Here is a 23,149-nt window from a genome sequence, read left to right on the forward strand (position 1 = left end):
GATGTCAATACCTTATTCTTCATTGTTTTCTTCATCTTCTTGTTGATCTTCTTCTTCATTTCCTTCATCTTCTGATTCCTCGGATGATTCTTCATCACCTTCTGAATCTTCTTCTGACTCTTCTTCCTCAGGGAATAATGAGCTTAAATCAGAATCTTGATAAGAAGTATCTCTTGCATTTTCTGGATTAATATCACTAGGTTTTAATTGCATTAAGTACTCAGCAATTTTTCCAGCTTCTTCATCTGTAAGATCGTATTGTGCATCAGTCATTCTGTTACCAGGCTTCATACGATCTCCTTCTTCACCAACACCCTTAGTCTGAATCCACTTGATTATGTTTTCTTTGTTGTAATCAAAGACTCCAGCTAATTCTTCACGATCACCGAAGTTCGTTAAGTTAGGTCCAGTTTTGTTAGGGCTAGATCCAATAGCATGGCAGCCAATACAGTTATTATTAAATAACTCTTGACCTTCTTGAGCCGTTTGAGATTCAGGCGTTTCTTCACCTGTCACGCTTTGCATATCTTGAACCCACTGCTCAAATTCTCCTGGACTAACAGCTACAACTTTAAAGTCCATGAGTGAGTGTGATGGCCCGCACAATTCAGCACACTTACCGAAGTAAACACCTTCTTCTTGTGCAAGTAGCGTCATCTCATTCGTGTTACCAGTTGGGTTAACGTCCATCTTACCATCTATAGATGGCACCCAGAATGAGTGAATAACATCTTGTGAGACCATGGATAAGTATACTCTTCGATCTGTTGGAATATATAATTCCTGACTTGTCGAAACTTCTAGATCTTCATATTCAAAGTGCCACCAATACTGTGCACCCGTAACGTTAATCCATATAGAATCCATTTCTTCTCCTTCTTCATTTACATCAGGAGAAGTGTCTGCTAAAGCAAACGTGTACTGAACAGTCGGAACTGCCAGAATAAGTAATAAAATAATTGGAATAACAGTCCATAGAGTTTCTAATGCGTGATTTCCTTCCGTTTGTTTAGGAATATAATCAGGATCGTCTTTCTTTTGACGATACTTGTAAATGACAAACGCGTAAATCACCATAACGACTGCGAATACAAATAACATGATGACAATACTTAGAATCATCAAGTCATAAATCATTCCTGCACCTTCACCTTTTGGTTGAAGAGCGCTTAGGAATGGATCACCACAACCTGATAAAACAAGTGCAAGTACGACCAAAGCAAAAGATGCTTTGAATTTACTCATCCACCCTTTCATCATCAATACCTCTCTTTCTCTTATTAAGTCTTAAGTTGTTGAATACATTATATAAATATAATTAAGAAAATGAAAATCATTTCTTAATTAACTTAACTAAGTTAATGGTAGCGTTGCAACTACTAAAGCAACAAAGAAGAATGTTAAATAATTTAATGAATATATGAACATCCATTTTGCCCAACGGTCATCATCTTTCATTTTAAAACCGTATACAGCAACTGCTAGCCAACCTAAATTTAATAAAGTCGCAAAGATTAAAAAGACTGTTCCTAAAGAAAAGAAGTAGAATGGTAAAGGTAATAAACAAACCGTATAAATTAAAATTTGTCGTTTTGTAATCTTATTACCATAAACAACAGGTAACATTGGTACACCTGCTTGTTTATATTCTTCCTTCTTTCTAATAGCTAATGACAAGAAATGTGGCGTTTGCCAAATAAACATGACTAAAAATAATACAAACGCTGCTGGATGCAAAGCTTGGTCAACTGCAGCCCAACCTATTAGTGGCGGTGCTGCACCTGAAAAACTTCCAATTACCGTATTGATGGTATATCTTCTTTTTGACCACACAGTGTACAGCACAACGTAGACAAACCAACCAATAAAACCAAAAACAGCGGCTAGTGGCGTTGTTAAATAGAGCAATCCAAGTCCTATAACAGTAAATAGAACACCCAATGATAGAATAACATTTAACGGTATACTTCCGGTAATCGTAGGTCTTTTCTTGGTTCTCGACATGGCATGATCAATATCGCGGTCATACCAATTATTTAAAACACATCCCCCTGCTATTAAGAAAGCAGTTCCTAACATAACAAGGAAGAATATTGACCAACTAAAACTTTGATTATTAAAGTAAAGTGCTAGCCAGTAGCCTGCAAAAGCAGTAATCAAGTTAGAATTTATAATTCCTATTTTAATTAAAGCCATAAAATCTTGCCATAAAGCTTTAAATGAACTAGATTGTTGTTCTAACTGAGATAACGTCGTGTGAATTGACCGAGGTTCACTCATACTTTTCGCCGTCCCCTCATATTTTCATCATCTTCTTAAGTTTAATGGTAAACTTATGTAACCACCATTATTGTATCATGTAAAATCCTTCACTTCTATTTAACCACATAAAATTATTTTTAGATGTGAAAAAACTGTGAAATTATTATGGCCTTTGTAAAAATAGCATATTTAATCGAAAAATGTTAGTCCTTAACTTCATTATTTGTTATTTTTCACAGAATATATAAAATTTCTCAATAAACCTCTGTTTTAAGTGAAAAAGTGTTATAAATTTGTAAAGAATTTTATTTCCAACTAACAGAAATTTATATTACGATAGGTATTGGACATTTGTAAAGATTGTATAAAAAACTATTTTTCTTATAAATTAAGTTTTGGTGCGCTTCACGAAAGAAGGTGAATAACATGAAAAATCAAATTCTACACAAAATTATAGCAATAGTCTCCTTATTCACCATGCTATTTGTGCTAATTGGTGGAGCTTTAGTGACAAAAACGGGTTCAGGATTAGGTTGTGGTAGAAGTTGGCCACTGTGTGATGGACAATTAATTCCATCGAACATTACCCCTGAGCTAATTATTGAACTTAGTCACCGATTAGTCACTGGTGTTGCTATAATTATCGTCGGTATTTTAGCAATTGTAGCTTGGCGTCATTATCAACACGTCAAAGAAACAAAATTTCTAGTGATCATGACGATCCTATTCTTTATTATACAATCCTTATTAGGTGCTGGCGCTGTCTTAATTGAGCAGACAAGCCTTATTAAGGCATTACATTTTGGTGTTTCATTAATATCATTTGCAACTGTGTTCCTATTAACCTTAATTATTTTTAACATCGACAAACATTTCAATACAGATCAGATTAATATCACAAAAACACTCAGAACAAATTTTTACGGTTTGTTTGTGTATACTTTAATCGTTGTATATTCTGGAGCACTGGTTCGTCATAAGTCCGCAAGTCTCGTTTGCCTTGAATGGCCACATTGTAATGAAGGTCAGGCAATATCCACCTTCTCAGTTGAACAATGGATTCAAATGGGCCACCGTTTGATGGCTGGCTTACTATTTATTTGGGTAGTTGGACTATTAATTTATTTGTTTAAAAACTACAAATCTAATTTCTTAAAACAAGGCTGGTTTTTAGCAACAGTTCTAATCACGATACAAGTAGTGCTTGGAGCACTAGTTATCTTTACGTTAAGGAACGTTAATATTGCCTTAATGCATGCGTTATTTATTTCGTTATTTTTCGCATTACTATGTTATTTTGTGTTATTAGCATATCGTTCAAATAATAAAAATAACAACGAACAATAAATTAGTTCAAAATTAAAATGGGCTGCTCTCAACCAATTTTGAGGCAGCCCATTTTTTATTATTCAACTTCGATTAGTAAATCGCCACTTTCGATTGATTCTTGATCTTTCACGTGGATTTTCTTTACGGTTCCTTCAAAAGGTGCTTGTATTGTTGTTTCCATTTTCATGGATTCCGTAATCATGAGGTGATCGTTCTTCCCAACCTTTTCTCCTTCTTTAACGAGTACATTAATGACTGTTCCTGGCATTGATGCGCCAATATGGTTAGGGTTATCCTTATCAGCCTTAACTCGTTGATGAAGAACATTTTCAACGCTTTCATCTCGAACTAACACCTCTCTTGGCTGACCATTTAATTCAAAATAAACAACTCGCTGACCATCTTTTTGAGCTTCCCCAATAGAGACAAGTTTAACGATTAACGTTTTTCCTTGTTCAATTTCGACAGCGATTTCTTCTCCTAATCTTAATCCATATAGGAATGAAGGTGTATCTAATACAGAAACATCACCAAATTGGTCAACAAACTTTTGATATTCATCAAATACTTTAGGATAAAGCGCATATGAGATGATCTCTAAGTCTGTTACTTGGCGATCTAGCTTTTCATAAAGTTGTTCTCTCAACGCTTCAAAGTTAACTGGTTTTAAAAACTCTCCAGGACGTGTGCTAATCACTTCTCTTCCTTTGAGGATGATTCGTTGTAATTCTTTCGGAAAGCCCTGATAAGGCTGACCAATATAACCTTGGAAAAATTCAACGACGGAATCAGGGAAATCTAAAGATTCGCCATTTTCATATACATCATCTACCGTTAGATCATTTTGAACCATAAATAGGGCCATATCTCCAACAATTTTAGATGATGGGGTTACTTTAATAATGTCCCCGAACATATCATTGACTTTTCGATACATGGCTTTAACTTCATCCCAGCGCTCACCAAGTCCTACTGCTTTAGCTTGTTGTTGTAAGTTACTATATTGACCTCCTGGCATTTCATGGAAGTATATTTCAGAATGTGGAGCTTTTAGGCCATTTTCATAAGGGGCATAAAACTCTCTGACATCTTCCCAATAACGACCAAGTTGATCATATGCATTAATATTCAATTGTGGCTGTCGTTCGTTATGCTCTAAAGCGTAATATAGGCTATTAGCACTTGGTTGTGATGTGCTCCCAGCCATTGTACTAACAGCTACGTCAACTGCATCGATACCTGCTTCAATAGCTTTGGAATACATGTAAACACCATTGCCGCTAGTATCATGTGTGTGTAAATGAATAGGAATGTTTATTTCTTTTTTCAAAGCTGTAATTAATTGATAAGCCGCTTCAGGTTTTAATAAACCTGCCATATCTTTAATACCTAAAATATGGGCTCCTGCTTCTTCAAGTTCTTTTGCTAAATTTAAATAATAATCTAAGTCATATTTTGGGCGACTCGGGTCTAATATATCTCCTGTATAACACATAGCCGCTTCAGCAATTTTTCCTTGCTTTCGAACAGCTTGTATAGCAGGCTTCATACCTTCAACCCAGTTTAAGCTATCAAAGACTCTGAAAACGTCGATTCCCATTTGAGCACTTCGTTCAACAAATTCATCAATGACGTTATCTGGGTAGTTTTTATATCCAACCGCATTACTTGCTCTTAATAACATTTGGAATAGTACGTTTGGCATTTTTTCTCTCAATTGACTGAGGCGTTCCCAAGGGTTCTCACGTAGGAAACGGTAAGACACATCAAAGGTAGCTCCGCCCCACATTTCAACTGAAAATAAATTAGGCAACAATTTAGAAGTTGGTTCCGCAATGTCTAAAAGATCTTTAGTTCTTACACGAGTCGCTAATAAAGATTGGTGAGCATCACGGAATGTCGTATCTGTTAATTGAACCTCCTTCTGCTCTTTAAGCCACTTAGCAACCGCTTCAGGTCCTTCCTCATCTAAAATCTGTTTGGTCCCTCTCGGATAATCTTCATTTTGATCCACTACAGGTTTACGTGGATTAGAAAACAATGGTTTCTTCTCTTGTCCTTGACCTGTCGGACCATTAATCGTTGTATAACCTAAATATGTCAGTAGTTTCGTACCACGATCTCGACGCTTCGGAAATACGAATAATTCAGGTGAACTATCGATAAACGTCGTATCATACGTACCGTTTAAGAATTTTTCATGCAAAATAACATTCTCTAAGAATGGAATATTCGTTTTAATACCGCGAATACGGAACTCTTTTAAGTTTCGTACCATCTTGTTGGCAGCTTGATCAAAAGTAAGTGCCCATGTCGATACTTTAACTAATAATGAATCATAATGTGGTGAAATAACGGCTCCTTGGAATCCATTACCTGCATCTAAACGAACACCAAAGCCACCACCTGTACGGTAAGCCATAATCTTACCGGTATCTGGCATGAAATTATTTAATGGATCTTCCGTTGTCACACGTGATTGAATCGCATATCCGTGAGTTATAACATCTTCTTGTTTAGGAATTTCAATCGGATAATCGTGTAATGTATGACCCATTGCAATATGAATTTGGGTTTGAACAATATCGACACCTGTAATCATCTCGGTAATCGTATGTTCAACCTGCACACGCGGGTTTACCTCAATAAAGTAAAATTCGTCTTCTGTAACTAAAAACTCAACTGTCCCCGCATTAACATAATCAACGCTATCCATCAGCTTAACAGCTGCTTCACATATTTCTTCACGTTGGTCATCACTTAGTGAAACACTTGGTGCAATTTCAACAACTTTTTGATGTCGACGTTGAACCGAACAATCTCGTTCATACAAATGAACAATGTTCCCGTCATAATCACCAAGAATTTGCACTTCAATATGCTTTGGCTTTTCGACTAATTTTTCTACATAAACTTCATCGCTACCAAAGGCTGCTTTAGCCTCTGACTTAGCTCTTTCGTATGCTTCCTTTAAGGCCTCAGACGTTCTGACAATACGCATACCACGTCCGCCACCGCCCATGGCTGCCTTAATCATAATTGGAAATCCATGATTAGATACAAAGTTCTCAACTTCTTCTAAAGATGATACTGGGCCATCTGTACCTGGTATGACTGGAATATCTGCTTTAATGGCTTGTTCTCTGGCTTTAACTTTATCACCAAATACATCTAATAAACCACTAGAAGGCCCAATAAATGTTATGCCCTCTTCTTCACAACGCTTCGCAAAATGGACGTTTTCGGATAAAAATCCGTACCCTGGGTGAATTGCATCAACGCCAACACGTTTGGCAATTGATATAATACCCTCAATATCTAAGTAAACATCGATTGGTTTTTTACCAACACCAACCAAGTAAGCCTCATCCGCTTTGTAACGATGATAAGACCCTGTATCTTCTTCTGAATAAATAGCAACTGTTCGAATGTTAAGCTCTGTACAAGCTCGAAACACTCTTATTGCGATTTCTCCCCTATTCGCTACGAGTACTTTGTTAAATGTCTTTTTCTCTGTCATGTTGGAATCCTCCATTTCTATTTAGGGAAATGATGCCTCCAATTTAGTAAATACGACAAGAATCAGCAAAATTCCTTCAAAATTTAGAAAAATGAATAACCATTCATTCCATCTTAATAAAATAGCCCAAATAAAACTTGCTGTTTATTTGAGCTATTTTATTAAGATGATTTATGTTTTTGATAAGCCTCATGTAAGGCCCCTAGTTCCTGTTCTAGGTTTTCTAGTATTTCTTTCCCTGTTGATTCATTAATGAGCTTTAGTCTTACAGCGAAATGAATCTCACGTGAGAGACCATACATTTGTGTATCTAAAACCTCTTCATAAAGAGGACATTGAGGCATTGTTAAGTTATCCATTTGCACTTTAATTAATTGTAAAATTTGATCCGCATCTGCCTTTAAGAGGGCGAGTGCTTGCTGATTCTCTTCAAGCGCTACATTGGATGACACGGTTATTCCCCCTCACGAATTAAGCTTCCTACTTAATTATATTATAGGTTATCCGCCTAAAATGCAAGAAAACTTGTCCTGAGTTTAGAAAATTGACCAATTCTTCTCCTCAGCCAATTTTTCTAGGAATTTAATACCTACTACACTGTTCCCTTTCTCATTTAGTGCAGGGCCAAAAACCGCTATTCCTCCACAACGCTTTATGACTCCCATAATAGCACCTGAAACGCCACTTTTTGCAGGAATGCCAACATTGATTGCGAAGGTCCCTGATTCATTATACATGCCGCAAGTGACCATGAATGTTTTGCATATGCGGGCTACATATCCAGGTATTAGAATTTCATTTGTATCAGGGTCGAGCCCATCATGTGCAAAAACAGCCGCAATTCTAGCTAATTGCTTCACATTCATTTGAATGGCACATTGTTTCGTATAGACATCCAACAGTTCTTCTACATCACCTGTTACGATGCCGTGTTGTTTCATAAAATAGCATAGCGCTCTGTTTAAGTATGCTGTATCATATTCTGATTGAGCAACTTCGGGATCAAATGATATAGAATCATCCGCTGATAATTTACGGATCAATTTTAATAATTCATCAACCATCTCATCAGCGTTACGCCCTTTTATCATATTGGTAACAGCTAAGGCACCAGCATTGATCATTGGATTAAATGGCTTAGCAGGATCTTTGACTTCTAGTTTTGCCACCGAATGGAATGGTTCACTTGTAGGTTCTTTATCTACTCTAGAAAAAACCGCTTCTTCCCCGTGCTGAATTAAGGCCAAGGCTAACGTCAAGATTTTTGAAACACTTTGAATCGTAAACATATATTCATCCTGGCCTGTCGAGATTACCTGACCTCCTACCGGATAATAAGCTACCCCAATCGTCTCGGGTTGTTGATTAGCCAAAGCAGGTATATAATCGATGATATTCCCATTATTGGCATATATGCGCACGTGCTCTAACCAATCAGTTAAATCTGTTTGTGTTATGTTAATCATAAAAAATAATACTCCTCTCGTGCATTGTCAATTAATCTCCGTTATACTCGTATATGGATTAGATAAGTATTGAAGATGAGGTGACAAAATGTATATTGTACAAATTCAAGGTAATGTAAGACATCCCATTACATTAGATCCAACTGTTTGGATTTTTGATGATCGAAAAATTTTATTAGATGAAGCGTTTAATAATCAAAGTTCAGATGCTCAAAATCATGCTGCTAATGAAGATACACCTTTTAATCGTAATCAGTATCAGCAAAAAATGAACCCTCCAATAAACGAAAGTGTTAAAAAATTTGATCGTAAAAAAGTTCTAGAAAACAGTTACCTAATGCCGATCAACCATTTCTTACCTAACGCCGAGCCAGATAAAAATGCGACAAAAGCCATCTTACATACGGATGACGGTCAACAAGAGATAACAATTGATGAATTAAATGATTCTTTATTATTATTCGCATTAGACGGAAAACCATTAAAAGATGATGGACCTGTCCACCTTTATTTTAATGACGGTCGTAATTATGACGCACCAATAAAAAGTATTAAAAAAATTCATATTGAATAGCAAAAAGCTTGTGCTTCCATCGCACAAGCTTTTTTAATGGTTAAATTCCTTTTTATTTTAAACATTTTCCTAACATAAATACGCCAATTAGTTACAAACTAAAGAAAAAAGGAGTATGGTTAATGAAATATAAAGGGTTAAACATTATGATGCTAATTATCCTCTTTTCAGCTGGATGTATGTCTCAGCAACAAGGTAACAATATGAATTCCAATCCAGATATTGAACAATTAAGTGACTCTGAAACCGAACAATCTAATAACCATTCTAACCGAGAAGCTTCACAGCGTTTAGCTAAACTGGCCACACAAGTTCCAAATGTTAATGATGCCAGAGTGCTGGTTTTTGGTTCATACACGTTAATAGGCATAGATATTGACGAAGACTTAGATCGATCGAGAGTAGGTTCAGTGAAGTATTCCGTTACAGAAGCTGTCAAAGATGATCCTTTCGGGCATTACGCTTTTGTCATGGCAGATGGTGATATTATGGAGCGCATTCGTAATATGAATCAGATGATTAGAAATGGCGAACCGGCTGATGCAATTATTGATGAAATATCTAATGTCGTCGGCCGTTATTTACCTGAAACACCGACAAAAGAAAAAACACCAAAACAAGATGAACCATCAAATACACGCGGTGATGCAGACGAAGATATAACCAATATTCAAAAAGAACAAGGTAATCAAAATTAAAGGAGTTAAACATTATGTTCTATCATGTTAAAGAATTACAATATCGAGCAAAACCAGATCGCCCTGATCCGGTCTACGCCAAAAAACTTCAGGAAGTGTTAGGTGGACAATATGGTGAAATTTCCGTAATGATGCAATATTTATTTCAGGGTTGGAATTGTCGAGCTGAAGGTAAATATCGAGATATGTTACTTGATATTGGTACAGAAGAAATTGCCCATGTAGAAATGTTGGCCACGATGATTGCCCAATTATTGGATAAAGCACCTGTAGAAGAACAAGAAAATGCTGCAAAAGACCCTGCTATTGAAGCTGTTATGGGTGGCATGAATCCACAACATGCTATTGTAAATGGATTGGGTGCCTCGCCAAATGATAGTGCGGGTTATCCTTGGAATGCGAGATATACAATCTCAAGCGGAAATTTACTTGCGGATTTCAGAGCGAATTTAAATGCTGAGTCTCAAGGAAGGCTGCAGGTCGTTAGACTGTATGAACAAACAGATGATATTGGTGTTCGAGACATGCTCTCGTTCCTTATTGCTAGGGATTCTATGCACCAAAATCAATGGTTAGCAGCAATAGCAGAATTAGAGGAAAAAGAAGGAAAAGTGGTACCTAGTACATTCAACCGACAGTATGAACGAACAGATGTGTCATACACATTTATGAATTGTTCTGAAGGTCAAGAAAGCGAGGCCGGTCGATGGGCAAGCGGAACGGCGATGGATGGACAAGGTCAATTCAATTATGATCCAAACCCAAAAGCTCAGGGTCAAAACCCAACTCTAAACCCAGCTCCAGGTTATATACACGGCACTCCAAAAAACTAAATAACAACAAAAAATAATAACCGGTCGTGTTCCGGTTATTATTTTTCTTTCACTTCATTATAATATTGTACACCGAATTGAGATCCTTCAGAGACCATTTTTGAATTTTCGTGATGGTCGACTTCTTCTGGTTTTCCTGCTTTTTCTACTGTATTTGTCTCTTGATTTGTCATGCGTTCTTTAATTTTATAATATTGATCCTTTAATTTTTGTCTCTTATCTTGATCTCTCATCATGTATGCACCTAATGCGGCTCCACCAGCAACTACTGTTGATAATACTCTTTTCTTCATACAATCGCCTCCTTTTACGATATCTTACTTTATGTCTACCCTAAAATTATTATTTGAAACATAAATCATATTTACGTGTTATAATGAACGATTAAGAGGTGATTATATGCGAGTAAGATGTGTCTTATGTGATGAAGTTGAAAAAATAGATTCATTTTCCTTATTAGCAAAAAAAATTCGTAAACGACGTGTTCAAAATTACCTATGTCCAAGCTGTTCTGAACGAATAACTAAAAAAACAATAGAACGAAAAAATACTGGCAATTTCAAGTTATATGAAGAGCCAAAACGCGACCCTTATATTTAATAAGCTCCCTAAAAATAACCAGTTTTTAAACACAAATTTATACGGCAAAGCAAAAGGCATATGAATACGTATGCCTTTTATTATTGTTGATAAATGACAATAAGATTATTAAAAGGATATATCTTGTAGGAGCCAATCATCCTTTATCTTTACAAAATAGAATGTAAAGTATCGATCTTCTTTAACAGATACATTATTTTCATCAAAGTAAAGAGGACGTATAGTTGCTTCAGCTGCATTACCACTTTGTTCGAATGAAACGCTTTCGATAAACCATCTTTCTAAAGTCTGATTATCATTGTTGTAAGTAATTTTCTTTTCATAACTTGGCGTTATAGCATATATTTCATCATTTTTTTCTTTGAAATGAAGTTCTTCATGGGACCGTTCATTCAAATTGTCGATCCCCTCACTTTGTAAATTATAAAGAAATTGTGAACTATACATGTTAATATAAGATGTATCTTGTACTTGATACTCATAAAGCCTCTCAATATCACGCAATTTTTCTAACTCTTTTTCTGCTTCTTGGACTTTATCTTTAAGATCTTGTACTTCTGTTTCTAACTGTTTAACTTCGTTTGAATCAGGAGAATTTGCTTTTTCATCACATCCAGTAATAATAATTAAAAATGCTAAAATCATTAATAATTTCTTCATCATAGCCACCTCATTATTAGTTACGTTTAATCAACAAAGCTCTTCAATTAATTCAATAATTAAGTGTTATTCTCCTGCTTATATTAAACTGATTCACTCGTTTATTACGAATACATAATAAAAAAGCAGTCTCTATTGACTGCTTTTTGACTTTAAAGCTGAATTATTTAAGGTGTAAAAGACAACGTATTTAGGTCTCTGACTGACGTTCCTTATGAAGACGATATCGATAAATCGCCAACACAATGGATGTAACGATGAGAACTTCTATAATTGGTAGTCCAAAATAGGCAAATGGAATTAAGATAAAACAACCTAGAATTAACAGTAAATATACAACTAACGATTTCAACAACGGCAAACTTTTAGCAAATCCTAATTTATATGTAATAATTGCAAATACAACAATTGAAAGGAACAATAGCCAAAAGCTACCTATATCAATTAAAAAATATTCTTCAATTGGACTAAAGCGAAAATGGTCACCAGGTAACACCTGTTCATTTGACTGTTCATCCATAATTAAACCTCCTCTATTCATCCTATCTCATCATACAGGACATGAACGGTGAAATCTATATCACATTCTAATGTTTTCAAATTTTGTCACATCATTTATACTTTAAAAAGATGAGGTGAATAAAAATGAGTCACAACCAAAAAATGTTTATACTAGCCGTGCTCGTCGTACTTTGTTTCGTAGCAGCAGCAATTATCATTAGTTACCGTAATTACTGGTTAATGGGCTTATCACTTCTATTAGGCTTTAGCCTAATGGGATTAGGATTTAAATTAAAGCGAGACGAACAAAACAGACAATAAATATGCTCCAGTCAGGAGCATATTTATTTTTGTTGAATAAAAGACATAAGCGATTCGTGAATGGCTTTATTTGAACAAATAACCGTATTTCCAGTCAACATATCAATTGAGCTTCCATCTACTCTAGTTGTAACTCCGCCAACTTCATCAACAATAATTTTACCTGCAGCAATATCCCAAGGCTGTAAACGCATGGTGATATAAGCATCAATAATCCCTTCAGCAATATAAGCAAATTCCAGCGCAGCAGACCCATAGGAACGTGTGCCTTTTACTTTTCGAACTAAATCGTGGATTTTTCTCTCATCTAGTCGGCGATTTGGAATTGCCCAAAAGTTATTTAATCCGACTAGGGCGTCTGATAAAGTCTTATTTGGATCAATTGGAGCTAGTTTTTCTCCATCTTTATACGCACCTTCACCCTTAATTCCCTCATACATCGTGTCATTCATCACATCATAAATTAAACCAATCTCTCCCACACCGTCATGATAAATGCCAACCGATATCGCAAAAAAGCGCTGTTGATGAACAAAATTCATGGTGCCATCAATTGGGTCAATAATCCATACTGTCCCATCTAAAGAATGGACCTCTTCCCCCATTCCTTCCTCACCAAGGATTTTATGATCTGGGTATCTCTTCGTAATATGATCCACAAAGAATTGTTCTGTGTTCTTGTCAATTTCCGTAACTAAATCTTTTCGATCGCGTTTCGTATCAATTTTATAAGGTTTCTGCATTTCACTTTTTATGAGCTTCCCTGCTTCTATTACCCATTGTTTTGCCTCATTTAATATGTAGTCTCTGTTATTCATGTGATTTGATCATCCTCTTTAATTCATAATCTCACGCCAATTGCCTTGTATATTATTATAAACTACTTTGAACTTATGCTAAAATAATTTACAGTAAGCAAGAAAGGAGCGATGAATTGTGGCGAATTTTACAGGATTTACGGAACAAGATTTTGATGTATTTAAAATTGATGGTCTAGACGAGCGTATGGAAGAACTACGCGGCCGCTTATCACCAAAGCTTGAAACAATTGCACATGACTTAGAACCAACTGCCACAAGCGCAACAGGCGATGAGATGTTCGTTCACGTTGCCAAACATGCAAGACGTACGAAGAATCCACCTAACGATACATGGGCAGCATTAGCGAGTGGCAAACGAGGCTATAAAAAACTCCCTCACTTCCAAGTAGGTCTTTGGGAATCACATGTATTTGTCTGGTTTGCAGTCATTTATGAAAGTCCAATCAAAGGTGACTTTGCAAGACAATTAAAAGAAAAAAAAGAAGACATCTTAACACACATTCCTGATCATTTCGTTTGGTCTAAAGATCACACACAACCTGATACAATCAGCCATCAAGACATGAAAGACGGCCAATTTGATCAATTAGTAGACCGCCTTGAAAATGTAAAAAAAGCAGAATTACTATGCGGCATCACTTTTGATCGTGACGATAAGCGATTAAAAGATGGACAAGCGTTCATTAAGCTTTGTGAGGAAGCAATTCAAACCTTATCAGAACTATATAATCTAACAAAAAATGTTCAACATAATTAATTAAAAAATAGGCTTTCTTTTATAGGAAGCCTATTTTTAATTCATTCTGTGCGATTATTTAATTGCTCCACTAATTCTTCTAATTGTCTCATAACGGTATCCTTGGTTGCATTTTCGCCTAAATTAGATTTCTCAAACCCAACTTCACGCAGAATTTCACCTAATTCTTCATAATTCTTTTGATCTTCTGATGATAAATCGCTATAAACACCTAATGGTTCTGATTCTGTTCTATAATCAAATTGTTGTAAACTACCATTTAAGTGATAAAAGAATTCCTCTTCACTCTGCGAGAAAGTATTTAATGAAGAACCAATATTCCAAGCAAGACCGATTCCATTCATTAACTCTTCTACTTTAGTTGTTACTAAGCCCGGTTCTGACCATTGATCTTCACGTTGGCTAGAGATTCGATCTTCCAATTGTATAAAGTCTTGTCTGATATCTGTGACAACTTGTTCCGTCACATAATTCATCTTGTTAAATCCCCAGATTATAATCATAACCAAAACGACGATTAAAACGACTAATGTTCCAAAAATGGCTTTTTTTCTATTCATAACTCCCCCCAATGTACAACAAACATAAAAAAGCAGGCTCTCCCTTTATCGTTAAGTTTACCATAATCAAACAAAAAAGGAGGAAGTGCTCACAAATGAATTGCTTATCTCAAATAAATTTTTTCTGAACCGTCTGCCTGCTTGGCAGCTTGAACGACTTTATAAGGTACGTAACCTGATTGTTTCTCAAAGTCTTTAAAAAGCGTCTTTTCTTCTGCTTTTGAAGGAACGACTTGTTTCAACAGTTTATATTGATCTAACACTTGATCAGCTCTAACATCCTTTTCATAGGCTTGCTCGACAAGCTGAAAAAACTCCACCACATTAATGACTTCCTCAGTTGACCAGTCTGGATCAATGGGATAATGATATTCCATTATGTTCACACCTTTTTATAGATTTGTCCATTTTGATTGAATTTGGCGGATATCGTTTTTTATAGATTCAAACAATTCTTGAACGGTTGGAACTTCGTTGATTCTAAGGGCAACTTGCCCCGCCCAAGCAAAACCTTCTTCTTGCTTACCTTCATGGATATAACGTTTATTAGCTTCACCGCTAATATAATCTTTTAACCCTTCATAACCTGCTTCTTTTGCTTCTAATTCTAAAATTTCATCAGTCCAGTTATTTTTTAAGGCTCTTGCAGGTGCGCCAATGGATTTTTTAATAAGTACTGTTGCGTGTTCATTAGCCTCTATTAAAGACTGCTTATAAGATTCATGAGCATGAATGCATTCTTTCGTTGCAATAAATCTTGTCCCCATCTCAATTCCCTCAGCTCCTAATGCTAAGGCTGCCATCAATCCACGCCCGTCGCTAATTCCGCCAGATGCGATAACCGGAATATTTACAGAATCAACGACTTCAGGGGTTAACACAAACGTACCAATATCATCACGTCCTAAATGGCCTCCCCCTTCGTAACCAACGACCATTACGGCATCTGCACCTAGTTCTTCTGCTTTAACCGCTTGTCGTTTAGCTGCCACCAAAACTAACTTCTTAGTATTTGTATTCTGAAACATATCTAAGACAGGCTTAGGATTTCCTCCTGTTACAGAAATCGCTGGAACTTCTTCATCCACCGCTACTTTCACCATATCTTCAAACGGTCTGCCATGCTGCCCAATCGCAAAATTGACACCAAAAGGTTGATCCGTCATTTCTCTTACTATATGTATTTCTTTTCGTAAAGATTCTGGGTCCTTCAAACTCATAGCTGTAATCTGACCAAGCCCACCAGCGTTTGAGACGGCTGCCGCTAGCTCAGCGTAAGCCAAATGAGCTAGTCCTCCTTGAATAATGGGAAGCTCAATATTCAACAAATCAGTAACCCTAGTCTTCATTTAACCACTCCCTTTCTAGCATCTACTTAAATGGTATCATGTTTTTTCACTAATTGTATAAAAAAACTCAAACGCCTTAAGCGTTTGAGTTTTTACGGCAACAGTCGCACTGATTACTGTAGATTTTCGTCACTTTAATATGATCAAAATAGTCAATGACCTTAAAACACTTCGCACAAATAATGGTACCCAAAATCAACAACTCCTTTAATTAGGATGTATTAATTATGTTACTAACAGTATATTATGTCATACTAATTGTTGCAATAGGTTATTATATATTGTTTTATAATTTTATGAAAATTCTTCAATTATTATGATAAGTTGACGGAGAATTAGTGGATTATCATGCTTTACTTGAAGTTAAAAAAGCATTAGATAGCGTTTATCACCATCTAATGCTTAATATTCATTACTCATCAGTTATAATTAAAGCAGGATCTAAAAAGTCAAACCCTTGTTCTTGGTATCCTTCTAAAATGTTGGGAAGTGCCTCATTGGTCCACTCACGGTCATGCATTAAAATATTCGCGCCGTCAACTAATAAATTAGTGGTTAACATGATCTCTTCTAACGCATCGGCTTCCATATAATCGTTAAAGTAATCATAGCCAAATGACCAATTCATCCAGTACATGCCTTGATCTTTCACAAAATCTCTAGCGTAATCTGTATTTGCTCCAAATGGCGGTCTAAAATATGTAGGTTTTGCACCTATTACTTCTTCAATTATTCCATTAAGTTTTAGAATTTCTTCTTTTTGTTCCTCTTTAGAAACCTCTCGTAAGTTCACATGACTATAAGTGTGATTTCCTATATAAAAACCCATATCATGGATTTTTCTGACGATTTCCTTTTCTTCTTCTGTATCCATAAAATGACCATTCACAAAAAATATTGCCGGGGCGTCATATTCCTTTAACGTTTCCGCCATTTCTAAAGTATGACCATCTGGAGCGTCATCAATCGTTAGCAGAACAACTTTTGAGTCCGCATCGTCAATGGGCTTAAAAAAACCATTTTCGTTCATATAATATTGAGGTTTCTGATTCTCTTCTTCTTGTGATTCCTGAGACTCTTTTTGTTCCTCATCTTCTTTGTTTTCTTCATTTGATTCAGATTTATCATCATTATTTTCTTCTGTTTTATCAGGTTCTTCGTTGTCATTATTTTCTTCATCAGTTGGTTCCTCTACATTGTCCTCTTCAGGAAGTGAGTCCCCTTCTGCTTGTGAATCATTACAAGCTACCATTAAAAGCATAAATACAGCAACCCCTATTATGATTAGTATGTTTCTCATCGCTGTTCCCCCTTAATTTATGTATAAATAAATTATAAACGATTACCACCTCTTTACCTATAGTTTTTGAATGGGAAATTATAATTTAGGGCAAAAGAAAGATATAGATTTTCTAAGGTCTGCACCATTAATAGAAGCACAAGAAAGGACTGGATGTTTGTGGGACATAAAGTAACGAAAGTTTTTTATATTTCATTAATTATAGCAGTATTATTCATTGTCTGGGGTGTCATTTCTGAAGATACTTTACCAACTTGGAATTTAGGAAATGTGACCGGGAACATACAAGGATTTTTAGTAGAAAAATTTGGTTGGTTTTATTTACTGTCTGCAACTTCATTTTTAGTGTTTGCGATTTTCTTAATTGCTTCTAAATATGGAAATATAGTCTTAGGCAAAGACGGGGACAAACCCGAGTATAATTATATTACTTGGTTTGGAATGCTTTTTAGTGCAGGTATGGGAATTGGTTTAGTATTCTGGGGAGCAACTGAACCTATTTACCATTTCAATACCCCTCCGTTTGAAGTTGATAGTGAAAGTGAAGCTGCAAAAGTGGCCATGCGTTATAGTTTTTTCCATTGGGGTTTACACCCTTGGGCTATTTATTCAATCCTAGCGTTAGCATTAGCATACTTCCAGTTTAGAAAAGATGCTCCTGGTTTGGTCAGTAGTACTTTGAAACCTCTGTTCGGAGATAAAATGAATGGTGGATGGGGTACTTTAGTAGATGTCATCGCTGTTTTTGCAACGATTTTTGGTGTTGCAACATCACTAGGGTTAGGAGCTCAACAAATCAGTAGTGGACTAGGTTTTCTGTTTGAAGGATTAACGAATAATTTTACCCTTCAATTTATCATCATTATCGCGGTTACCATATTATTTATGTTATCAGCTATCACCGGTCTCGACCGAGGCATTAAGTATTTAAGTACGACGAATATTATCTTAGCTTTCATACTAATGTTTTTCATGCTGTTTGCTGGACCTACAAACTTTATTATGAACTTTTTTACAACAACTTTAGGTTCTTATATTCAAAAACTCCCAGCGATGAGTTTCAGGATGGCACCTTTTAATGAAGAAAATACCGGATGGTTGCAAAGTTGGACCATATTCTATTGGGCTTGGTGGATTGCGTGGGCGCCGTTTGTTGCTATGTTCATAGCTCGTGTTTCTCGTGGCCGAACTGTTCGAGAATTCGTAGTCGGTGTATTATTAGTTCCTACAATATTTGGTGCATTATGGTTCGCAGTTTTTGGAGGTTCAGCCATTGCACTTGAGTACAACGATGGTATGGATTTATTCACAATCATAAGCGATACAGGACAAGAAGCAGCACTGTTTACAGTGTTAGATAATTACCCAATCGCCACATTATCATCGATTTTAACCATTTTATTAATTAGTACATTCTTTATTACGTCTGCAGACTCAGCAACTTTTGTATTAGGAATGCAAACCACTGGTGGAGACTTAGATCCCGCCCTAAGAGTCAAAATTGCTTGGGGGATTGTTCAATCAGCAACAGCCGCTGTTCTGTTATGGCAAGGAGGTTTAGGTGCTTTACAGACGGCATCCATAATAGCTGCTTTCCCATTCGCGTTCATATTAATTATGGTTATATTTGCAGTCGTAAAAGAATTTAAAGAAGAAGCCAGAAATTATCCTTTAAAACGAAAACGTCCAGAAGATAGAAGCCACTGATGGCTTCTATTTGTGATGATATTAAGCACTAAATAAGAGTTATTAAGCACTAATTTAGACCTTTTAAACACTAATTCAGACTATTAAGCACTTTTTCAATCCTATTAAGCACTAATAAGACTTTTATAGTAATTAATTATTAAAAAACGCTCAGAACTTAATCTGAGCGTTTTTAATATAATGTTATGCTGTGTGGATTGGCATGCCAAGTACAACTTCAGCTGCTTCCATTACGGCTTCACCTAATGTTGGGTGAGCATGAATGGTAAGTGCAAGGTCTTCAGCAGTCATACCTGCTTCGACTGCTAGGCCTAATTCAGCGATTAGATCACTTGCATTTGGTCCTGCAACTTGTGCACCAATCACAAGGCCATCAGATTTACGTGTAACAAGTTTTACAAAACCATCTGAATCATTTAGAGAAAGAGCGCGACCATTTGCTGCGAATGGGAATTTCTTAGCAACCACTTCGTAGCCTGCTTCTTTAGCTCCGTCTTCACTGTAACCAACGCTAGCAAGCTCTGGATCAGAGAATACAACAGCTGGAATTCCTAAATAATCAATTTCTGATTTCTCACCACTGATAGCTTCAGCTGCAATTTTACCTTCATAAGAAGCTTTGTGAGCTAATTGCGGTCCATCAACGATATCCCCAATAGCATAAATATTATCTAGGTTTGTACGGCATTGCTTATCCGTTTGGATAATACCTTTATCGTTCATTTCTAAACCGATGTCTTCTAATCCCATTTCATCAGTATTTGGACGACGACCAACTGTTACGAGTAGGTAATCAGCATCGATCGTTTTTTCCTCACCTTTAACTTCATAAGTAACTTTTACGCCATTATCAGTTTCTTCAACGCCTTGAGCCATTGCTTCTGTGACGATATCTACGCCTTTATTCTTAAGACGTTTTTTAACTAATTGCGTCATGCCTTTCTCAAAGCCACCTAAGATATCTTTAGTACCTTCAAGAATAGTTACTTCACTTCCAAAGCTTGCATACGCGCCACCTAGTTCAGTACCGATGTAACCGCCACCGATGACAACAAGCTTCTCAGGAATTTCTTTTAAGTTTAACGCGCCAGTTGAATCTAAAACGCGATCTGAATATGGGAATGGTTTTAATTCAATCGTGCGAGAACCTGTTGCAATAATACAGTTGTTAAACTTATACGTTTGAGAGTTTTTCTCATCCATGATCTTAACTGTATTTTTATCAACAAAGTATGCTTCACCTTTTACGATGTCTACTTTGTTAGCTTTTAGTAGGCTCTCAACACCGCCAGTTAATTTGTTTACAATCTGGCCTTTCCATTCTTGAACTTTGTCAAAATTAACCGAAACGTTTTCAGCAACAATTCCCATGTCTTCAGAGCCTTTTGCGTGCTCATAACGGTGACCTGCTGAAATTAATGCTTTAGATGGAATACAACCAACGTTCAAGCATACGCCACCTAAGTTACCTTTATCTACGATCGTAACTTTTTGTCCCATTTGTGCAGCACGAATCGCCGCAACATAACCACCAGGACCAGCTCCAACTACAAGAGTATCTACTTCTTCTGGAAAATCTCCTACTACCATTATCTACGCCTCCATCATGATTAATTGTGGGTCATTTAATAAGCGTTTGACATGGTTCATCGCATGTTGTGCAGTTGCGCCATCAATCATACGATGGTCAAAGCTCAAGGATATAGCTAATACAGGTGCGACAACCACTTCACCATCACGAACAACTGGTTTTTCACTAATACGACCAATTCCTAAGATGGCGACTTCTGGATGGTTAATAACAGGTGTAAACCATTGTCCGCCGGCAGACCCAATATTTGTGATTGAACAAGAAGCACCTTTCATTTCTTCTGATTGTAGTTTACCATCACGAGCTTTAGTTGCCAACTCGTTGACCTCGCTTGAAATGTCAAAAATCGACTTGCGATCTGCGTCTTTCACGACTGGTACAAGTAAACCTTTATCAGTATCAGCTGCAATACCGATATTGTAGTAATGCTTGTGAATGATTTCTTCCGTATCATCGTCATATGACGTATTGAAAATTGGATACTTCTTAAGTGTTGAGACTAATGTCTTAACGACATATGGTAAATAAGTCAGCTTAATGTCTTGTTCAGCTGCCACTTCTTTGAATTTCTTACGATGATTAACTAGTTCAGTAGCATCGACTTCATCCATTAACGTTACGTGAGGAGCTGTTTGTTTGGACTTAACCATCGCTTTCGCAATCGTCTTGCGGATGCCACTTACTTTCTCGCGAGTTTCAGGATATTCACCCGCTGGAACTGTTTGTTTTGCTGATTCTTCTAGTTTTTCATCATCTTTAGCATCAGCTGATTCTACAGATGCTGGCTGACCACCATCTAAGTATTGATCAACATCTTCTTTAAGAACACGCCCGTTTTTACCTGACCCTTCTACCTTACGAATGTCAACGTCGTTATCACGAGCATATTTTCTAACAGACGGCATCGCAATGACGCGTTTATCATCTGCTTCATCAGATGATGATTCAGACTCATCTGTTTGTGGGCTTTCTTTAGATTCTTCTTGATGATCCTCTTGTTCATTGTCTTCTGTTTCGTCACTTGATTCCTCTTCATCAGAGTCATCATCAGAACCTTCGTAACCTTCAGCATCGATCTTGACAATCACATCACCAACAGTTGCTGTTTCACCTTCATCCACTAAAACATCAAGAACCGTTCCTTCTACTGGTGATGGGATCTCAACAACTGCTTTATCGTTTTGTACTTCACATAGCACATCGTCTTCTTTAATTTCTTCGCCTTTTTTGATAAACCATTTGGCGATTTCACCTTCGTGAATACCTTCACCGATATCAGGTAATTTAAATTCGTAGGCCAATGTTTTCCCTCCTAATCATTAAAAGTTAATCGATTGTTTCGCTTTCTCTATAATATCCTCATAGTTAGGCAACCAAACTTCTTCAGCTTGAGAGAACGGATAAACTGTATCTGGAGCTGTTACACGTAGAACAGGTGCCTCTAAGTGTAAGATGGCACGCTCCTGAATTTCAGAAACGATACTTGCTGCAATACCAGCTTGACGTTGAGCTTCCTGTACAACGACAGCACGGTTTGTTTTCATAACTGATTCTATAATTGTGTCAACATCAATTGGTTGAACTGTGCGTAAGTCAATTACTTCTGCATCAATATTTTCTTTTTCAAGTTCTTCTGCAGCCTTTAACGACGAATGAACCATCGCACCATAAGCTATTAATGTAATATCTTTACCCTCACGTTTCACGTTGGCTTTACCTAGATCAACCGTGAACTCTTCTTCAGGCACTTCTTCACGGAATGAACGGTATAGTTTCATATGCTCTAAGAAAATAACCGGATCATTTTCTCGAATGGATGAAATTAATAATCCTTTTGCATCATAAGGGTTAGATGGTATAACAACTTTTAAACCTGGTTGTTGTGCCATTAAACCTTCTAAACTGTCAGCATGTAATTCTGGTGTGTGTACACCACCACCAAATGGCGAGCGAATCGTAATTGGGGCATGCCATCTACCACCTGAACGATAGCGCATACGAGCGGCTTGGCCACTAACAGCATCCATTGCTTCATAAACAAAGCCGAAGAATTGAATTTCTGGAACTGGGCGGAATCCTTGAGTCGAAAGGCCAACGGACATACCAATAATGCCAGATTCAGCTAACGGCGTATCAAATACACGTTCTTCTCCGAATTCTTCTTGTAAACCTTCAGTCGCACGGAACACGCCTCCGTTTTGGCCTACGTCTTCGCCAAATACGAGCACATCTTCATCATTTTTTAGTTCCGTACTTAACGCATCAGTGATTGCTTGAATCATTGTCATTTGTGCCATTGC

At 36.7% G+C, this 23,149-nt stretch carries 25 protein-coding genes; 8 read left to right on the forward strand and 17 right to left on the reverse strand.

The window, feature by feature from the left end; all coding sequences use genetic code 11:
* Positions 1 to 12: 12 nt before the first annotated feature.
* Both coxB and cyoE read right to left on the reverse strand, forming a co-directional pair.
* A complete protein-coding gene (gene coxB / locus EDC24_RS04975) occupies positions 13 to 1,257 on the reverse strand; it encodes a cytochrome c oxidase subunit II (protein ID WP_124220397.1) in 1,245 nt (414 codons plus the stop codon).
* Between the two features lie 96 nt (positions 1,258 to 1,353).
* Positions 1,354 to 2,280, reverse strand: coding sequence for a heme o synthase (cyoE, locus tag EDC24_RS04980; protein WP_124220243.1), 927 nt, complete (start codon positions 2,278 to 2,280; stop codon positions 1,354 to 1,356).
* 408 nt (positions 2,281 to 2,688) lie between these two features.
* On the opposite strand from cyoE, the gene EDC24_RS04985 reads away from it, so the two are divergent.
* The gene (locus EDC24_RS04985) at positions 2,689 to 3,609 is read left to right on the forward strand and encodes a COX15/CtaA family protein (RefSeq protein WP_124220245.1); all 921 of its coding nucleotides are present in this window, start codon (positions 2,689 to 2,691) and stop codon (positions 3,607 to 3,609) included.
* Positions 3,610 to 3,667: 58 nt separating this feature from the next.
* Here EDC24_RS04985 and pyc read toward each other — a convergent pair whose 3' ends face one another.
* From pyc to glsA, 3 genes are all read right to left on the reverse strand, one after another.
* Positions 3,668 to 7,111, reverse strand: a complete 3,444-nt coding sequence (gene pyc / locus EDC24_RS04990) for a pyruvate carboxylase (RefSeq protein ID WP_124220247.1) — start codon at positions 7,109 to 7,111, stop codon at positions 3,668 to 3,670.
* Between the two features lie 161 nt (positions 7,112 to 7,272).
* Positions 7,273 to 7,563, reverse strand: a complete 291-nt coding sequence (locus tag EDC24_RS04995; protein ID WP_124220249.1) for an Fpa/YlaN family protein — start codon at positions 7,561 to 7,563, stop codon at positions 7,273 to 7,275.
* 84 nt (positions 7,564 to 7,647) lie between these two features.
* Positions 7,648 to 8,577: a glutaminase A gene (gene glsA, locus EDC24_RS05000; RefSeq protein ID WP_124220251.1), complete on the reverse strand. Its 930-nt coding sequence runs from the start codon at positions 8,575 to 8,577 to the stop codon at positions 7,648 to 7,650.
* Between the two features lie 88 nt (positions 8,578 to 8,665).
* Here glsA and EDC24_RS05005 point away from each other — a divergent pair, with 88 nt between their 5' ends.
* The 3 genes from EDC24_RS05005 to EDC24_RS05015 all read left to right on the forward strand — a co-directional run bounded on the left by EDC24_RS05005 (position 8,666) and on the right by EDC24_RS05015 (position 10,682).
* Positions 8,666 to 9,151: a molybdopterin-binding protein gene (locus EDC24_RS05005; protein WP_124220253.1), complete on the forward strand. Its 486-nt coding sequence runs from the start codon at positions 8,666 to 8,668 to the stop codon at positions 9,149 to 9,151.
* A 122-nt stretch (positions 9,152 to 9,273) separates the two neighbouring features.
* Positions 9,274 to 9,849 (forward strand): YhcN/YlaJ family sporulation lipoprotein, encoded by a 576-nt coding sequence (locus EDC24_RS05010; RefSeq protein ID WP_124220255.1) that lies wholly within the window; start codon positions 9,274 to 9,276, stop codon positions 9,847 to 9,849.
* Between the two features lie 14 nt (positions 9,850 to 9,863).
* Positions 9,864 to 10,682: a manganese catalase gene (locus EDC24_RS05015; protein WP_124220257.1), complete on the forward strand. Its 819-nt coding sequence runs from the start codon at positions 9,864 to 9,866 to the stop codon at positions 10,680 to 10,682.
* A 38-nt stretch (positions 10,683 to 10,720) separates the two neighbouring features.
* On the opposite strand, the gene EDC24_RS05020 is transcribed toward EDC24_RS05015, so the two are convergent.
* Positions 10,721 to 10,975, reverse strand: a complete 255-nt coding sequence (locus tag EDC24_RS05020; RefSeq protein WP_124220259.1) for a hypothetical protein — start codon at positions 10,973 to 10,975, stop codon at positions 10,721 to 10,723.
* A gap of 106 nt (positions 10,976 to 11,081) precedes the next feature.
* Between EDC24_RS05020 and EDC24_RS05025 the strand changes: the two genes are divergently transcribed.
* Positions 11,082 to 11,282 (forward strand): YlaI family protein, encoded by a 201-nt coding sequence (locus EDC24_RS05025; protein ID WP_124220261.1) that lies wholly within the window; start codon positions 11,082 to 11,084, stop codon positions 11,280 to 11,282.
* 108 nt (positions 11,283 to 11,390) lie between these two features.
* Here the strand turns inward: EDC24_RS05025 and EDC24_RS05030 are convergent, their stop codons facing one another.
* Together EDC24_RS05030 and EDC24_RS05035 are read right to left on the reverse strand one after the other, a co-directional pair.
* A complete protein-coding gene (locus tag EDC24_RS05030) occupies positions 11,391 to 11,942 on the reverse strand; it encodes a hypothetical protein (RefSeq protein ID WP_124220263.1) in 552 nt (183 codons plus the stop codon).
* A 190-nt stretch (positions 11,943 to 12,132) separates the two neighbouring features.
* Entirely contained in the window at positions 12,133 to 12,462 is a 330-nt protein-coding gene (locus EDC24_RS05035) for a YlaH-like family protein (protein WP_170158463.1), read from the reverse strand.
* A 125-nt stretch (positions 12,463 to 12,587) separates the two neighbouring features.
* Here EDC24_RS05035 and EDC24_RS15120 point away from each other — a divergent pair, with 125 nt between their 5' ends.
* On the forward strand, positions 12,588 to 12,764 hold the full coding sequence (locus tag EDC24_RS15120; RefSeq protein WP_170158464.1) for a DUF5325 family protein: 177 nt from the start codon (positions 12,588 to 12,590) through the stop codon (positions 12,762 to 12,764).
* Between the two features lie 23 nt (positions 12,765 to 12,787).
* Here the strand turns inward: EDC24_RS15120 and EDC24_RS05040 are convergent, their stop codons facing one another.
* Positions 12,788 to 13,582, reverse strand: a complete 795-nt coding sequence (locus tag EDC24_RS05040) for an inositol monophosphatase family protein (protein WP_124220266.1) — start codon at positions 13,580 to 13,582, stop codon at positions 12,788 to 12,790.
* Positions 13,583 to 13,700: 118 nt separating this feature from the next.
* Between EDC24_RS05040 and EDC24_RS05045 the strand changes: the two genes are divergently transcribed.
* A complete protein-coding gene (locus EDC24_RS05045; RefSeq protein WP_124220268.1) occupies positions 13,701 to 14,342 on the forward strand; it encodes a YktB family protein in 642 nt (213 codons plus the stop codon).
* Between the two features lie 41 nt (positions 14,343 to 14,383).
* Here the strand turns inward: EDC24_RS05045 and EDC24_RS05050 are convergent, their stop codons facing one another.
* The 5 genes from EDC24_RS05050 to EDC24_RS05070 form a co-directional block, all read right to left on the reverse strand.
* Positions 14,384 to 14,902 carry a hypothetical protein gene (locus tag EDC24_RS05050; protein WP_124220270.1) on the reverse strand — a complete coding sequence of 173 codons (519 nt, stop codon included), beginning with the start codon at positions 14,900 to 14,902 and terminating at the stop codon, positions 14,384 to 14,386.
* A gap of 104 nt (positions 14,903 to 15,006) precedes the next feature.
* Positions 15,007 to 15,279, reverse strand: coding sequence for a UPF0223 family protein (locus tag EDC24_RS05055; RefSeq protein WP_124220272.1), 273 nt, complete (start codon positions 15,277 to 15,279; stop codon positions 15,007 to 15,009).
* 15 nt (positions 15,280 to 15,294) lie between these two features.
* Entirely contained in the window at positions 15,295 to 16,251 is a 957-nt protein-coding gene (locus tag EDC24_RS05060) for an NAD(P)H-dependent flavin oxidoreductase (protein WP_124220274.1), read from the reverse strand.
* A gap of 76 nt (positions 16,252 to 16,327) precedes the next feature.
* A complete protein-coding gene (locus EDC24_RS05065) occupies positions 16,328 to 16,453 on the reverse strand; it encodes a GapA-binding peptide SR1P (RefSeq protein WP_342769343.1) in 126 nt (41 codons plus the stop codon).
* Between the two features lie 210 nt (positions 16,454 to 16,663).
* Positions 16,664 to 17,551, reverse strand: coding sequence for a polysaccharide deacetylase family protein (locus tag EDC24_RS05070; RefSeq protein ID WP_124220278.1), 888 nt, complete (start codon positions 17,549 to 17,551; stop codon positions 16,664 to 16,666).
* Between the two features lie 159 nt (positions 17,552 to 17,710).
* Here EDC24_RS05070 and EDC24_RS05075 point away from each other — a divergent pair, with 159 nt between their 5' ends.
* Positions 17,711 to 19,258 carry a glycine betaine uptake BCCT transporter gene (locus EDC24_RS05075; protein WP_245997968.1) on the forward strand — a complete coding sequence of 516 codons (1,548 nt, stop codon included), beginning with the start codon at positions 17,711 to 17,713 and terminating at the stop codon, positions 19,256 to 19,258.
* A gap of 183 nt (positions 19,259 to 19,441) precedes the next feature.
* Here EDC24_RS05075 and lpdA read toward each other — a convergent pair whose 3' ends face one another.
* The 3 genes from lpdA to EDC24_RS05090 are packed head-to-tail and all read right to left on the reverse strand — an operon-like array spanning position 19,442 to position 23,146.
* A complete protein-coding gene (lpdA, locus tag EDC24_RS05080; protein WP_124220282.1) occupies positions 19,442 to 20,848 on the reverse strand; it encodes a dihydrolipoyl dehydrogenase in 1,407 nt (468 codons plus the stop codon).
* A gap of 3 nt (positions 20,849 to 20,851) precedes the next feature.
* Complete coding sequence (locus EDC24_RS05085) at positions 20,852 to 22,150, reverse strand: dihydrolipoamide acetyltransferase family protein (protein ID WP_124220284.1); 1,299 nt, start codon at positions 22,148 to 22,150, stop codon at positions 20,852 to 20,854.
* Positions 22,151 to 22,168: 18 nt separating this feature from the next.
* Positions 22,169 to 23,146 carry an alpha-ketoacid dehydrogenase subunit beta gene (locus EDC24_RS05090; RefSeq protein WP_124220286.1) on the reverse strand — a complete coding sequence of 326 codons (978 nt, stop codon included), beginning with the start codon at positions 23,144 to 23,146 and terminating at the stop codon, positions 22,169 to 22,171.
* Between the last annotated feature and the right edge of the window lie 3 nt (positions 23,147 to 23,149).

This window comes from Aquisalibacillus elongatus (assembly GCF_003843875.1).
GTDB lineage: Bacteria > Bacillota > Bacilli > Bacillales > Alkalibacillaceae > Aquisalibacillus > Aquisalibacillus elongatus.